This is a genomic window from Gordonia sp. UBA7860, assembly GCF_002500165.1.
Lineage (GTDB): Bacteria > Actinomycetota > Actinomycetes > Mycobacteriales > Mycobacteriaceae > Gordonia > Gordonia sputi.
In genome coordinates, this window is sequence record NZ_DLSO01000031.1 from 80,577 (window position 1) to 94,433 (window position 13,857).

Here is a 13,857-nt window from a genome sequence, read left to right on the forward strand (position 1 = left end):
GCGGCAGGAGTGGGAGGCCTCTGTGGGCGCGGGACCCGCGCGGCCGCCTGCGTGGACTCGACCACGACGAGGTTGCCGCCGCAGCGCGGGCAGTGTTCACGCCCGTCCCGGTGCGGTGCCTGAATCCGGCACCGCGGACACATGTCGTACATCGTGGCGCCGCTACTTCGCGTCCTGAGGGGGAGCCGTGCCGCCGTCTCCGGAGTCACCCGGTCCCGTCTGCACCGGCTTGCTGTTCTCGATCCACGCGAGCATCCCGCCGCGCACGCACGAGCCGTCGATTCCCGCCTGCTCGAGGTACTGCAGGACACGCATCGAGCGTCCACTGGAATGGCAGATGACGAGGAGTTCAGAGTCCAGGTCGATCTCGTCCAATCGGCCGGGGATCTCGCCAAGCGGAATGTGCAGTGCACCCCGGACATGGCCCGCGTTCCATTCGTCGTCCTCGCGCACGTCGAGGAGGACACGGCCGGGCTGATCGGTGAAATCGTCCGGCAACTCGGTCACCGGTACCTGTGGAATGTCGCCCATGCTCACGTTCCCATGTTGGCACATCACGCGGACGCGGAACTGCCACCTCGCGTGAACTCGATGACCCCGCGTCGTGAGGACTCGATGCTCTTCTCGACATGGTCGATCAGGTAATGGACGCGCGATTTGACAGTGCCGGGCCTCGCGGACGTCATCCACACCTGATTATGTATGTCTACATAACGCTATCCACATGGGGGTTTGACAAGCGTCGCTTGAGGCAACTCGCGTGAGTATCAACCTGTGAATGAGGCTGTGAAAATGTGGACAACTTGAGCGAGAGTGCCCGCAACGTGTGATCCGGGTCACTGATACGCAGGTCAGCCAGCATATTCTGTTCACGACAGTGAAGTTGTCGCCGCTGTTGCGAAGGACTCAGTCGAAATCACAAGGACTGTGGATAACGTGGGGACAACTGTGGACGAGTTGCTCAGCGAAAGTCGATCCGCTGGGTTTTCTCCACAGCGGACAGAACTCCCGAGACGACGGCATCGGTGAGCGCCGCAGCGCCCGACGGTCCGTTGAGCAATCGAGCGAGGATCGGCTTCGGAGCGGAAATCACCGTGATCTCGACGTCGGGGTAGCGTTCGGCAACCACCGACCGCATCACTCCGATGCCGTCGACGAGTCCGACATCGCGGGCCTTCGCGCCGATCCAGATGTCGCCGTTGAACAACTCCTCGTCGGTGCCGGCGAGTTTCTTTCCACGGCGCTGCTTGACCCACGCGATGAACGCCTGGTGCAGTTCGGACTGCATTCCCTTGAGCCATTCGACGTCGTCGGCGTTCTCGGGTGAGAAGGCGTCGAGGCGGGCTTTGTTGTCGCCCGCGGTGTAGAGCCGACGCTGCACCCCGAGCCGGTCGAGTACCTCGTTGAAGCCGAAGCCCGATGAGACGACTCCGATCGAACCGACGAGCGAGGTGTGCGCAGCGAAGATCTCGTCGGCCGCGCACGCGATCCAGTAGCCACCCGACGCCGCGATGTCCTCGCAGAACGCCAGAACCGGTACGCCCTTCTCCGACGAGAGCTGCCTGATGCGCTCGGCGATGTACTCCGACTGCGCGGGTGACCCGCCCGGTGAGTTGATGACGACCACGACCGCCTTGACGTGCTCTGTCTCGAAGGCGCGCTTGAGCATCGGTTCGACCGAGTCGATGGTCATCCCGCGACCCGCCCCGACGTGCCCGATGACGCCATCGAGGCGCACCACCGCAACCTTGTCTGCGCGGGATTTCTGGAACTTCTTGACGATCTCGCCGAGGGGCCCGTTCATTGGATCGAGTCTAGTGCGCGAGTCCGACACATCCCGACACGACGCTGGTCTCGACCGTAGACTCGGGAGCCGTGGACATCCGGTGGCTCACGGCGTTTCTGGATTTTCCTGCCGACCAGTTCGGCGACGAGGTCACGTTCTGGCGTGCGATCGCCGGCAGTACGGTGTCACCGCCACGCGGCGACCACCGCGAATTCGCAACTCTCGAACCGTTCAGTGGCGATCCGCACCTCCGTGTGCAACGGGTCGGGTCGGGTCCGGGCGGCGTACACCTCGACCTCCACGTCGACGACCCGAGGACGTCGGCGCTCGAGGCCGTCGAACTCGGCGCACACATCCGCGACGATCTGGGCGAATTCCTCGTCCTCGAATCCCCCGCGGGATTCGCCTTCTGCCTCGTCGATTGGACGGGCGAGTCGTCGAGGTCGCGACCCATTCGGTGGCCCGACGACACGATCAGCATCATCGACCAGGTGAGCATCGACGTGCCCGCGAGCCTGTTCGATCACGAACTCACCTTCTGGGCGCAGCTCACCGGCCAATCGACGCAGGCCACCTCACAGCCCGAACTCGTTCGCCTACAACGTGATCCGCGCCTCGCCGTCGGAATCCTGCTGCAGCGAATCGACTCCGCCGGTCCGACGTCGGCCACCGGGCACGTCGATCTGGCAGCGAACTCGGTTCAGCAGGAGGTGGCTCGCCACGAGGACTGGGGTGCGCGAGTCGTCGAACGTCTCGACAACTGGACCGTGATGGCTGATCCCGTCGGGCGGCCGTACTGCATCACGTCGCGCAATCCGCGTACCGGCGACTGAACTGCCCGCAGGAACCAATCGCGTAGCGGGACTGACAGGGCGCCGGTAGGTCAGCGGCTCGCCCGGAACTCCCGGAGACGCTCGATCTCGGAGTCGAGTTCCGCGCGCTGCGCCCGGGTCGGTTCGGCGAACAACTCGACGTCGACGTCGGGTCCGGCGCCAGGGCGCCACGTCCCGGCGAGCCGGCCGTCGACGAGCACAAACCCCGGCGAGCGACCGTTGGGCGTGAGAGTGCGTTGGTACGCGGCGTCGTCGGCGATCCGGTAGCGGTCGGCCTGGGCGACGAGGATGTGGTCGAAGGGCGCGATCAGCCGCACCGGCGCAGGCTCGTCGGGGTCGGCGAGTGCGAGGCCGTCGAGGTCGAAGAGGACCTCACCCGACGGCCCCTCCAACTCCACCAATTCCCAATCGGCGGCCATCTCGTCGAGCAGTGGGCGTAGGCGCGTGAGTCCCGACCACGTCGCGATCGCCTTGGGCGAGGCTGGACCGAAGCCGCGAAGGTACAGGCGTATCAACTCTTTTCGAGCGTCGTCGCCGACGAGGGCCGGTTCACCGGGGCCGATCCAGTCGTCGAGGAGTTGGTAGGTGGGTGCGCCGCTGCCCTTCCACAGTCCGCGCGGGGGCACCTGGACGAGCGGCAGTCCACACCGCGCATGGGCGGCGAGTGCAGCGGGGTCTTCGTCCGGATGCCGTTGCGCCAAGGCGCTTTTCAGGTCGGCGCCGCTGAGCGCTCGCCCACGAAGTAGTTCTGCTGCGTCGGCGTGGACCGCCTCGGGCGTTGACGAGACGAGCGCGTGGCTTCGGTTCGCCCGCACTCCGGCGTCGATCGCCTCCTGCGCCAGCGCACGAATCCACCGCGCGTCGAGGCCGTCGAGTAAGAAGACGGTGCTGCGCAGCAGCGCGATCCGAACCACCTCGCGGTCGGTGAGCAACGCGTCGAGTTCATCGGGACGAGAATCGTCGATCCGCGACGCGAGCGCATAGAAGGCGCTCGAGGGATCCTGCGACTGGATCCCGACGATGCGGTCAATGACCTCGATGGCATCCTCGTCGACTCTGGTCAACAGATGCTGACGCGAGAGCAGTGTCCGATTGGCCTGCCTCGGCGTGATTTGAGTCATAGCGTGAAGTGTGTCTATTATTCTGGCTAATCGCACATCGCTGTGATGCCAGTCACTATTCTTGGTCCGGGTAGTGCGCAGCCGGCAACACGCAGTCAACAACGACCGCCGACAACTCGGGACGAGGTTTTCATGGCCGTCAACGCTTCGGGACAACCACGAGTGGCGTCGACGCGTCGCGGCGTTCCGAACGCGGTCTACAACGTCCGGCAGTCGTGCGTCACCATTGGACTCAGCGTCGTCGCGTTGCTGGTACTTCTCTTCGCACTGATTCTCTACTGACCTAAACCCATTGGGGTGCAACCCTTCTCGTTAGCATTCGGCTTACATGCAGCTTCGTGAACTTCAACTCGACTTGAAGTTAGTTGGGTCGTGTTTGTTGCATTCCCCCACTGTCTGGGGAAGGCTGGAACTACCCGCGCGAGCGTCCACAACACTCAGGAATGGCCCCGCGCGAGACCAAGAGCAGTAGCCGAAGCAGTGCCCGACGGTATGAGTGCTCGCAGGTTGAGCACAGACTCGACGGTTAGAGCAGAGAGAGGAAACCCGTGGCTGAATACACCTTGCCGGATCTTCCATACGACTACGCGGCACTCGAGCCGCACATCTCCGGCAGGATCATGGAGCTCCACCACGACAAGCACCACGCGACCTATGTGAAGGGCGCCAACGACACCCTCGCCAAGCTGGCCGAGGCTCGTGAGGACGGCAGCATCGCCGGAAAGGTCTACGGACTCTCGGCGACCCTCGCCTTCCACCTCGGTGGTCACACCAACCACTCCATCTTCTGGAAGAACCTGTCGCCCAACGGTGGCGACAAGCCGGAAGGCGACCTTGCCGCCGCGATCGACCAGCAGTTCGGCAGCTTCGACAAGTTCCAGGCGCACTTCACCGCCGCTGCCACCACGCTGCAGGGTTCGGGCTGGGCGATCCTGGGTTACGACACCATCGCAGGCAACCTGGTGATCCTGCAGCTCACCGATCAGAGCGGCAACATCCCCGCCGCGATCATCCCGATCGTGCTGCTCGACATGTGGGAGCACGCCTTCTACCTCGACTACCAGAACGTCAAGCCTGACTACGTCAAGGCTTGGTGGAACGTCGTGAACTGGGCCGACGCCGCTGAGCGTTTCGCCACCGCGACGAAGCAGGGACCCGGCCTGGTCGTCCCGGCCTGATGTAGCGGGTACACCACGCGCGAACCACACGCGGCGGCCACCTTCCGGTGGCCGCCGCGTCGCGTTGCGGGTGGGCCGCCTGCCGAGCTCCCCCGCCGGTCGAGCCGCCCCACGACAGTGGTTTCGACTCGGGTGCTCGCTACGCTCACGCCCGCTCAACCAGCGGAAACTGGCTCGATCAGCGGGACCTCGGCTCGACCGGCGGGTGGTCTCGACACGCTCGACCTTCAGAAACCCGCCTACAGCACGGCCGAGAGCGTGATCGCGGCGGCGCAGACCAAGGCCAGCAGCGCGAGCGCGATCACGTCCCGCCGTTGCGGGCCGGCGGTCGTCGCGGTGAGTCGGCCGGTGCCGCCGCGGGCGGTGATCGCCTCCGACATCTCCGAACTTCGACGCAGCGCCGACGACATCGCCGCTGTGACCATGTCCATGATCCCCATCTCGGCGGACGGGTGATCCGACCGCCCCGACGTCGGCCGCAGGCGGTGGACGGCGACGAGTAGTCGGATCTCCTCGATCAGCAGCGGCAGGCCGCGAAGGCACAGGGCGATGCACACGGCCCACTCGTCGACCGGCATCCTCAGCTTCCGCAACGGCCACATCAGTCGCGAGAGTGCAGGCGCGACCTCGGCCATCGGGGTTGTCCAGATGACCAGGATGGAACTCGCGACCAGCACCAGACCCAGCGCGGTGGCACGAAGGAACAGGATGATCGCCTCGAGGCCGAACGACGCGTTGACCGCAGCGCCGATGGCGATCAGTCCCCAGAACCACCAGGGCGGACGGGGAAGCGCTCCGACCGGGATTCCGGCGATGATGGCGGTGACGAGCATGACCCCCGCGACGAGCCCCAACGACGGCCAGGTCGGCAGCACCACGGTCATCAGACCCAGCACGAACACACCAATCAGCTTGGTGCCCGCCCACAATCGGTGAATCGGAGAGTCGCCGGGCACCTGCCGCAGCGGGACGGTCCGCATGCTCATGGCATCCCCCGTTGTGTCGTGTCTGGCCGTTGCGTCGTGTCCGGACCTGTCGAGCTGTATCCGGGCGCCGCGTCGGGCACCAGCGTTCCGTCGGCCAGGCGCACGCGTCGGGTACACAGTTGGCCCAGCGAGGCGAAATCGTGAGAGATGATCACGATGGTCATACCCTCGGCGCGCAGTTTCGCCAGCAGTGCCACCACGTCGTCGCGCGCCACCGGATCGAGGCCTGCGAGCGGTTCGTCGAGGATCATCACCTGCGGTGCCCGCGCGATCAATCCGGCCAGCACGACGCGTCGCATCTGCCCACCGCTGAGTGCGTCGACCCGACGAATCGCCATCGTCCGCGGGAGTCCGACCGATTCGAGCGTGTGCGCGACCTCGGTCGTGCCGATCTTGAGACCGCCGACCGCCATGATGTCGTCGCCGACGTTCTGCTTCTGCAACTGCAGGCGCGCATGTTGGAAGGCCAACCCGACCTCGCCGACGTGTTTGCTCACCGGCTCACCCTGCCCCGGCCGTTCCGGGAGGTAGAGCAGGCAACTACCCTCGGTCGGCTCGATGAGTCCGGCCATGATCCACGCGAGAGTTGTTTTGCCGGAACCGTTTCCGCCGACGATCAACAACCCCTCGCCCCGATGCACCGTCAGGTTCACATCGTGGAGTGCATCCACCTCCCACGGCGATCCGCGCAAATACGTGTATCCGACGCCGTTCAGCGAGAGCACCGGTTCGCTCGTCGGCTCCGGTCCCGAGCCCACCTCACCGCTCGACACCTCATGCCACGACGCGTCGAGTTCGAACTTCGTGGCGGCCCCCGCCTCGGCCTCGTGCAGCTCCGACAACCAGTCCGGGCGGTACGGCACGATACGACCGGCGACGAGGTGCACGACCCGATCCGCCGCGACGGCCTCCAGCGCCCTGTGCGTGATCATCACGACGGCGATGCCGCGAGTGCGCGGAAGGTCGCGGAGTACCTCGAGGAGTTCGGCGCGACCGGCAGGGTCGACCATCGACGTCACCTCGTCGGCGATGAGCAGCGCGGGATCTCGAGCGAGAGCAGCCGCGATCGACAGCCGCTGCTGCTGACCACCGGAGAGGTCGGACGTCTCGCGGTTGCCAAGGCCTGCCAGGCCCACCTCGGCCAGCAAGCCGTCGACGTCGACCTCGGTTCCTTCCGGGAGCCCCCAGACGACATCGTCGGCGACGCGCGCGCCGAGCATCTGTGTCTCGGGTCGCTGCAGCACCATGGCTGTGCCGCCGTGCCTGCCCAGTCCCGCGGCGCCGGGTCGGTGCACCGCTCCGCTCGTCGGACGCCTGCCCGCCAGGATCTTCGACAGTGTCGACTTTCCCGAGCCGTTTGCTCCGACGACGGCGATGAACTCGCCCGGTTCGATCCGGAGGTCGATGTCGGAGAGGATCTCGGGTCCGCCCGGCTGGTAGGAGAATCCCACGTGATCGAGCTCGAGGGGCAGCGGCGCCACCGGCCGATCGTCGTCACCGGCGTCGTCGAGCGTGTCTTCGCTGGGGATGTCGGCGAGCCGATCGATCACCGCACCCAGAATCCACCAGGCCACCACCATCGTGATGAAGGTTCCCGCGGCGCCCATCACCCAGATCCACACCCACCAGTACTGCTCGATGCTGTCGCGTAGCCCGTTGATGCCGTCGGCCAACGACTGCGCCGACGGCACCTTCTCAATCCAGTTGGCGAGTCCACCGATGGTGTTCGTCGTCGCTTTGATCACCAGCTCGCGCAGCGGCACCAGGATGAGCAGCACCACAACCGACACCCCACCGATCAGAGGAGCCGCGATCGCCGACACCCCCAATAGCGTCGGCCATCCACGACCACGACGTTTGATCTCGCCGACGACACCTCCGACGACCGCAGCGGCCAGCAGTGACGTGGCGGCCCTGGTCCCGGCCATCGCGAAGCTCACGGCCGCGGTCGAAACGGTCGCCGCAACCATCGCGCGGGGCCGCGTACGGGCCCCGATCAGCGCGAGCGGAACGGGCGCGAGCACACGAACAGCGCTGGCCAGCGGGATGACCGATCCGATGACGACCGCGGCGACAGCGAGTCCACCGAAGATCGCGATCCAGGCGATCTCGAGCGGACGCAATGCGCCGCGAGTCTTCGCGCCGGGCATTTCGGACGGTGAGTGCACGTATCCATAGTGCCTGGTGACCCCGACCACGCCAGGGCCGCACCTGTCGTTACACCGTGTAAACGAAGCGTCACAACACGGCGCTTCGACTGGACGACGACCCGCAACGGGTGGATTCTCATCTCACGAACAGGGAGGTCAGAACATGCAGTCCTCTGTCCCGATCGGGCTCACACCGGTTCAACAACACGGGCATCTCAACGGAATCCTCATCTCCGGACGCTGGCCGGAATCGACACTCGAGTGGACCCAGACCCTCGTCGCCTCGGTGCGGATCGCGTGCCGCCCCGGCTTCCTACCGACTACGACGATCTTCCGCGTCGTCGAAGAACATCCCAATGACCTCGACGAACCCGCCGTCGGCATGATGGTGGCGATCGGGAACGTCGTCGACGACAGCTTCGTCGAAGCCGGCCGCTTCGACAGCAATCCACCCGCATTGGTGATGCTTCATCCACCGTCGCGCACCCGTCCGTCGCTTCCCGAATGCGCCGACGTCGCGTCCGGGTGTGTGTTGCTTCCCGGATTGCCGGAACTCGGTCTCGAGCACCGCGCCGGGTGGGCAGAAGCAGAAGCCGACGGCACGGTGGTCAACCTGCGCAACAAGGTCGGAATCGACCCCAACGCCGACCCCGACACCGCCGTCCTGGCCATGCTCCTCGTCGCCTGAGAGTGTCCGAAGCCTCGTTTCACGGGTGCCCGAACTTCGATTTTTGTGCCCCCTACCTGCACGAATATGGGTTTGCGATCTGTTGCAATCGCGTGTGAGGTCTGGCTAACCTCGACATCGTGATTGCTGCCCTCCTGTTGAGCTTCGGCGTGATCTTTGTCGCCGAGCTCGGCGACAAGTCGCAGCTGATGGCCATGACCTACGCGTTGCGTTACAAGTGGTGGATCGTTCTGCTCGCGATCACCGCGGCCACGACCGCGGTCCACGCTGTTTCCGTCTTCTTCGGCCATTTCCTCGGTTTGTCGATCCCGTCGAATGTCATGTCCATCGTCGCGGGCATCGCGATGTTGATCTTCGGCCTATGGACGCTTCGCGGCGACAGCCTCGACGACGCCGAGCAGGGCAAGGCCGACCGCGTCGGCAAGTCGGTGTTCTTCGCGGTGATGTCGTCGTTCTTCCTCGCCGAGCTCGGCGACAAGACGATGCTCGCCACCATCACGCTCTCAGCGCACAGCAACTGGCTCGGCGTGTGGATCGGTTCGACGATCGGCATGGTCGCCGCCGACGCCCTGGCCATCGCCATCGGCGCTCTCCTCGGCAAGCACCTACCCGAGCGGACCATCGCGATCGGCGCGTCCGTGCTCTTCTTCGCGTTCGCAGCGTGGTTGCTGTTCGAGGGTCTGCGCGACTCGTCGTCGGTCACGGTCATCGCGACACTGTCGGCGGTGGTGGTCCTCGCCGGTGTCGGGTCGTACTACATCCATCGGGTCCACCGCGCGGCAGCACTGGCCGCAACGGCACCCGCCGCCGAGCCCGCTCATAGCGGACATGCGTCTGACCAGCAGTGATCCCGCAGAGCCGGTAGTTTCCCGAGCGATCGGTCGGTTTTGGTAGGGGTTCCTACTTTCTGTGCTGAGTCCACCATTTATGGTGAGGCAGACCAGCTACCGAACGAAAGGCTCTCCCGATGGACATCTCCGGCTCTTCTGTACTCGTCACCGGCGCCGCATCCGGACTCGGAGCCGCGACCGCCGCGCGGTTCGCCGCCGCGGGTGTGCAGGTCTTCGGCCTTGATCTACAGCCGTCGATCGACAAGGCCGAGCCGACCGATGGCATCACCCTCATCCCCACCGACGTCACCGACGAAGCACAGGTGCAGGCGGCCATTGACACCATCGCCGAGGCCGGCGCGCCACTACGTGTTGCGGTCAACTGCGCGGGAGTCGGTTGGGCGTCGCGCATCCTGACCAAGGAGGGTCCGCACGATCTGGATCTCTTCCGCAAGATCATCGATATCAACCTCGTCGGCACGTTCAATGTCATGCGGCTCGCTGCCAATCAGATGAAGGACGAATCGACCGTTGACGACGACGGAACGCGCGGCGTCATCGTGAACACCGCGTCGGTGGCAGCATTCGAAGGCCAGATCGGTCAGATCGCCTATGCGGCGTCGAAGGGTGGCGTTCACGCAATGACGATCTCGGCCGCGCGCGACCTCGCACGCGTCGGGATTCGCGTCTGCACGATCGCTCCGGGAACGATCAGCACGCCGATGCTCGCGGGCATCACCCCCGAGTTCCAGAAGACGCTGGCCGAGGCCATTCCGTTCCCGCACCGCCTCGGCGAACCAGCGGAGTACGCACAGCTCGCGGAGTTCATCGTCGAGCACAACTACCTCAACGGCGAGACCATCAGGATGGACGGCGCACTGCGCATGGCGCCCCGCTGAGCTAGATGGCCGCCCTGCGCGGGGTCAGTCGCGAGCCTGGACCCCGCGCATGGTCGTCGGCACCTCGTGGCCGGGATCGACGTACGCGTCAACGTCCTCGGCCGCATCGGGATCCTCGCGCGCAGAATCCTCGACCACGAACCGTGACAGTCGGATGAGGGGTGCGGCCTCGGCGTCGAGTCCCGTGCCGTCTGCGGGGACCATCGGGCGCACCGGCCCCGACGCTCCGCCTTCGTCGCGGTAGGCCTCGACGGCGTCGCGCAGCATCGCGACCTTCACCTCGTCGTCGACGTCGTCGAACTCCTCGGGGACCAGCGGGCTCAACTGTGTCAGTGAGTCCCTGATCTCGACGACCTCACGGTGCAGGCGTTGTGTCGGCGATCTGCCCGCCTCCGGGAGCACCACCTCGGGGATTGCGCTCGTCAGGAGGCTCCACAACGGTTCGAGGGCGGCGGCGGCACGCCGATGGCGACGTCGTGCGGCCAGCTCGGTCCACCGCGAGTGCAGCATCGGAAAGCTGATGCCCACGAGAAATGCGACGATGCCGACGATGTCGAGGGTTCGCACCGCGATCAGCGAATTGACCGCGCCGATGAGGCCGCTCGCACTTCCGAGCACCGCGAGGACCTGCAGGACCGACGCAAAAGCGAGCAAGCCGAAGCCCGCGAGGAGCAGGCCGAGCGAGAACCGCAGGTACCCCTCCGACACGCGATAGAACTTGAACACACTGCGCACGCACGCACCGAATCCGTACGCGAGATACGCGCTGGCGATGATGTAGAAGAGCGCAAATCCCCAGTTCTTGAAGCTCCACTCGCTGACCGACGACGTCCGCAGCGAGTCCGGGGTGAACACCAGCGCAACCTGCAGACCGATCAATGCGACGACCAGCGGGAAGGCCTCGTGACCGGCACGCCGCTCGCGAGTGGCACGAGCGGTGGGAAAGAAGAACACGATGACCAACGCCGCCACGCCGAGTGCGAGCAACGCGTAGTACAGCCAGCGCGAACTGCCCACATAGACGTGCTCGTCGAGGAAGTGTGCGCTCGTCCTGGTGCTGACCACGAAGGCCAAAGTCAGCGCGGAGATCGCCACCGTCATCGCGATGGCCTGCAGGCCCCCGCTACCGCGCCTGATCTTGTCCAGACGCCAACACAGCGCAAGCACGAAGGCGACGAGCGCGACCAGATTGATGATGTCGGTCATCTGTAGTCACCTCACAGCCAGCCTTTATGACCCCCAAGGAGCCGCTGCAGGCCCCGCACTTCCTTATTGTCGGCCGTCGTCCCGACGCTGTTACCCGCCGACTGTGCCCACGTCAGAATCATAGAAGCCAGCGTCTCGGCTTCCCACTCGCGGTCGTCGGAGTAGCACGTTCGACGCAGCGCGGCGTCGGACTCGTCTCCGGAAGCCGCCGGTGGGCCGGTCAGCGATGCCTCGCCGAGCATCTGGTGACCTGCGATGAGATGACCGAACTCGTGCACGATGATCTGATCTCTGTGCAACTGCGACGTGTTCTCCTGATAGAAGAAGTAGTCGGCATCTTTGGCCGCCAACCAGACACCATTGGGCATCCCCGCGGGCAGCGCGTACGGCAGCGGCCGGATCGGACGTCCACGCCGCTCGCCGTACCGCTCGCAGAGCTGGACGACGTCGAGCGGTAGGTCGAGGTCGAGGCCGTCGAGTGACCGACGAACAAGCGCCCACAGCGACCGCTGGCTGCGGCGCGAACCCTCGTCGACCGACTTGTTCGACGTCACGATGTCGCGGGGACCGCAGTATCAGTCGTCGTTGGACAAGCCGACGACGCGCAGGCGCGCCTCGATGGCGTCGACCTCGTCTTCGGTGAGACCGGCAGCGACGACGTCGGGCGGGTCCTTGGGCAGCCCCTGCTGCTCGCGCAGCACCTTGATCAGCTCGTTGACCACGGTCACCGAATCGCTCGACAGTCCGGCCAACCGGAATGCCGCGAGCTGGACGTCAGTGTCGGCCTGAAGCCGCATCAGATCAATCTCGTCGCGCGTACGCTGCGCTGCGCGATCTTCCAGGAAGTAGTGGACATCCACCCCGAAAGCCGCAGCGATTCCCTCGACCGTCCGAAACGACGGCGACTTGGCCTTACCCGAACGAAGCTGACTGAGGTACGACTCGCCCAGCCTGAATCCGCGCTCCGTACTCCGAGCTGCGATCGCTTTGGCGCTGTACGCGCGTCCGTTGGGTCCTGGGACCGTACGAAACAGCTCTTCGAGCCGTCGAGCAAATAAACCCGGATCGACGGACGTGGAGCGTTCGTCGGACCCACCCCTACCGGCGTCACCCATGGGGTTATCCGTCCCTTGTGAAGTCATTCAACTCTCCGAAAGCCGACATTTGAACTTGCAAACATTAAAAGCCCGACACGCATCCCCAATGCAACGATGGGCATGCTAGACGCACAGCGTTCCCCCACGTGCGAGCTGGCAACCAGCCACAACGCCAACACCTTACGGCCTTGTGGCATTATTCACAGTTTGATCACGAACACCTCCCCGCGGGTGAACATTTCATCTCGATCTGATTACAGGATCAAGCGTTATGCGGACCAGGGTACCGTTTACTCGGCCGATCACGACAGAAAACGGACAGGAGCGCAGTATGACGCATCGCGTCAGCAGCAACCGCCGCCCGAAGCGGTCGCGCATCCCTGCGTTGATTCTCGCACTGTCTGCGGTCCTTCTCTTGTCCATCGGCAGCGGCATCGGTTGGGCCGACGAACCCGACGACACGGGGTCCCGAAACGGCGGTTCCGACCACTCCAGCTCGCACCACGGCGGTGATCACGGCGGCAGTGATCACGGGGGCGGCGGGGGGCACGGTTCGGGCCACCATCACACCCACACCCCGACTCCACCGACGCCGACACCACCGACCACGGTCGACCCCACGGGCGGCGAGACCTCGACCGGCGAGAATCCGTCGACGACCGAAGGCGGGCCCACAACGCCGTCAGCCCCCGGAACCACGACTGACCCGAGCACCACGACTGGCCCAAGCACCCCGACCAAGCCCTCGACAACCACCACTGCCCACGCCGGCGCAGGTCAGGGCGGCAATCCGCCGCCCAACCCACCCGCGGGCCCCGGACAGCCGAATCCAGGACCGTCGAATCCCGGTCCCAACCACAGCGCACCCGGGCCGGCCGCGCAACCGCCCGCGGCCGCGTTCGCGGTCCCGCTGGCCGCACTACCTGCCGCAGCACCACCGGCAGGGCCCGCGCAGCCCCAGAATCCCTCGACCGGCGGCGGATCGTCGTCGAACAGTTCGCAGGCGGGCAGCAGCTCGGGCACACAGCGCGATGGTGCGCCGTCGAATAATGGCAGCGGCTCCGCTGCGGCCGCCGCGCAGGC

Annotated in this window: 14 protein-coding genes and 1 pseudogene; 7 read left to right on the forward strand and 8 right to left on the reverse strand. The window is 65.5% G+C overall.

Translation table 11 applies throughout. The annotated features are described in order from the left end of the window. Positions 1-162: 162 nt before the first annotated feature. Positions 163-531: a rhodanese-like domain-containing protein gene (locus B3T59_RS04950; protein ID WP_064904754.1), complete on the reverse strand. Its 369-nt coding sequence runs from the start codon at positions 529-531 to the stop codon at positions 163-165. Between the two features lie 430 nt (positions 532-961). Continuing rightward, positions 962-1,804 carry a S49 family peptidase gene (locus B3T59_RS04955; protein ID WP_064904721.1) on the reverse strand — a complete coding sequence of 281 codons (843 nt, stop codon included), beginning with the start codon at positions 1,802-1,804 and terminating at the stop codon, positions 962-964. Between the two features lie 71 nt (positions 1,805-1,875). On the opposite strand from B3T59_RS04955, the gene B3T59_RS04960 reads away from it, so the two are divergent. After that, a complete protein-coding gene (locus B3T59_RS04960; protein WP_287001614.1) occupies positions 1,876-2,619 on the forward strand; it encodes a VOC family protein in 744 nt (247 codons plus the stop codon). A 50-nt stretch (positions 2,620-2,669) separates the two neighbouring features. Here B3T59_RS04960 and B3T59_RS04965 read toward each other — a convergent pair whose 3' ends face one another. After that, positions 2,670-3,740: a winged helix DNA-binding domain-containing protein gene (locus tag B3T59_RS04965; RefSeq protein WP_287001615.1), complete on the reverse strand. Its 1,071-nt coding sequence runs from the start codon at positions 3,738-3,740 to the stop codon at positions 2,670-2,672. A 132-nt stretch (positions 3,741-3,872) separates the two neighbouring features. Between B3T59_RS04965 and B3T59_RS04970 the strand changes: the two genes are divergently transcribed. Together B3T59_RS04970 and B3T59_RS04975 are read left to right on the forward strand one after the other, a co-directional pair. Beyond that, positions 3,873-4,022, forward strand: a complete 150-nt coding sequence (locus B3T59_RS04970; protein WP_251721542.1) for a hypothetical protein — start codon at positions 3,873-3,875, stop codon at positions 4,020-4,022. Positions 4,023-4,288: 266 nt separating this feature from the next. Next, entirely contained in the window at positions 4,289-4,918 is a 630-nt protein-coding gene (locus tag B3T59_RS04975) for a superoxide dismutase (RefSeq protein ID WP_005206140.1), read from the forward strand. A 239-nt stretch (positions 4,919-5,157) separates the two neighbouring features. Here B3T59_RS04975 and B3T59_RS04980 read toward each other — a convergent pair whose 3' ends face one another. Continuing rightward, positions 5,158-5,904, reverse strand: coding sequence for an energy-coupling factor transporter transmembrane component T family protein (locus B3T59_RS04980; protein WP_251721541.1), 747 nt, complete (start codon positions 5,902-5,904; stop codon positions 5,158-5,160). Continuing rightward, a complete protein-coding gene (locus B3T59_RS04985; RefSeq protein ID WP_287001620.1) occupies positions 5,901-8,054 on the reverse strand; it encodes an ABC transporter ATP-binding protein in 2,154 nt (717 codons plus the stop codon). Before B3T59_RS04985 ends, B3T59_RS04980 begins: the two co-directional genes overlap by 4 nt. Positions 8,055-8,217: 163 nt before the next feature. Here B3T59_RS04985 and B3T59_RS04990 point away from each other — a divergent pair, with 163 nt between their 5' ends. From B3T59_RS04990 to B3T59_RS05000, 3 genes are all read left to right on the forward strand, one after another. Then, a complete protein-coding gene (locus B3T59_RS04990; protein ID WP_005206128.1) occupies positions 8,218-8,742 on the forward strand; it encodes a hypothetical protein in 525 nt (174 codons plus the stop codon). 119 nt (positions 8,743-8,861) lie between these two features. After that, positions 8,862-9,590 (forward strand): TMEM165/GDT1 family protein, encoded by a 729-nt coding sequence (locus B3T59_RS04995; RefSeq protein ID WP_287001616.1) that lies wholly within the window; start codon positions 8,862-8,864, stop codon positions 9,588-9,590. A gap of 119 nt (positions 9,591-9,709) precedes the next feature. Next, on the forward strand, positions 9,710-10,471 hold the full coding sequence (locus tag B3T59_RS05000; protein ID WP_064865359.1) for an SDR family NAD(P)-dependent oxidoreductase: 762 nt from the start codon (positions 9,710-9,712) through the stop codon (positions 10,469-10,471). Positions 10,472-10,495: 24 nt separating this feature from the next. Here B3T59_RS05000 and B3T59_RS05005 read toward each other — a convergent pair whose 3' ends face one another. The 3 genes from B3T59_RS05005 to B3T59_RS05015 are packed head-to-tail and all read right to left on the reverse strand — an operon-like array spanning position 10,496 to position 12,792. Further along, positions 10,496-11,677, reverse strand: coding sequence for an MAB_1171c family putative transporter (locus tag B3T59_RS05005; RefSeq protein ID WP_287001617.1), 1,182 nt, complete (start codon positions 11,675-11,677; stop codon positions 10,496-10,498). A gap of 11 nt (positions 11,678-11,688) precedes the next feature. Then, a complete protein-coding gene (locus B3T59_RS05010) occupies positions 11,689-12,231 on the reverse strand; it encodes a hypothetical protein (protein WP_005206123.1) in 543 nt (180 codons plus the stop codon). A gap of 21 nt (positions 12,232-12,252) precedes the next feature. Next, the gene (locus B3T59_RS05015) at positions 12,253-12,792 is read right to left on the reverse strand and encodes an XRE family transcriptional regulator (protein ID WP_372495430.1); all 540 of its coding nucleotides are present in this window, start codon (positions 12,790-12,792) and stop codon (positions 12,253-12,255) included. Between the two features lie 313 nt (positions 12,793-13,105). On the opposite strand from B3T59_RS05015, the pseudogene B3T59_RS05020 reads away from it, so the two are divergent. Then, positions 13,106-13,857: pseudogene (locus B3T59_RS05020) on the forward strand (hypothetical protein); the annotation flags it as partial.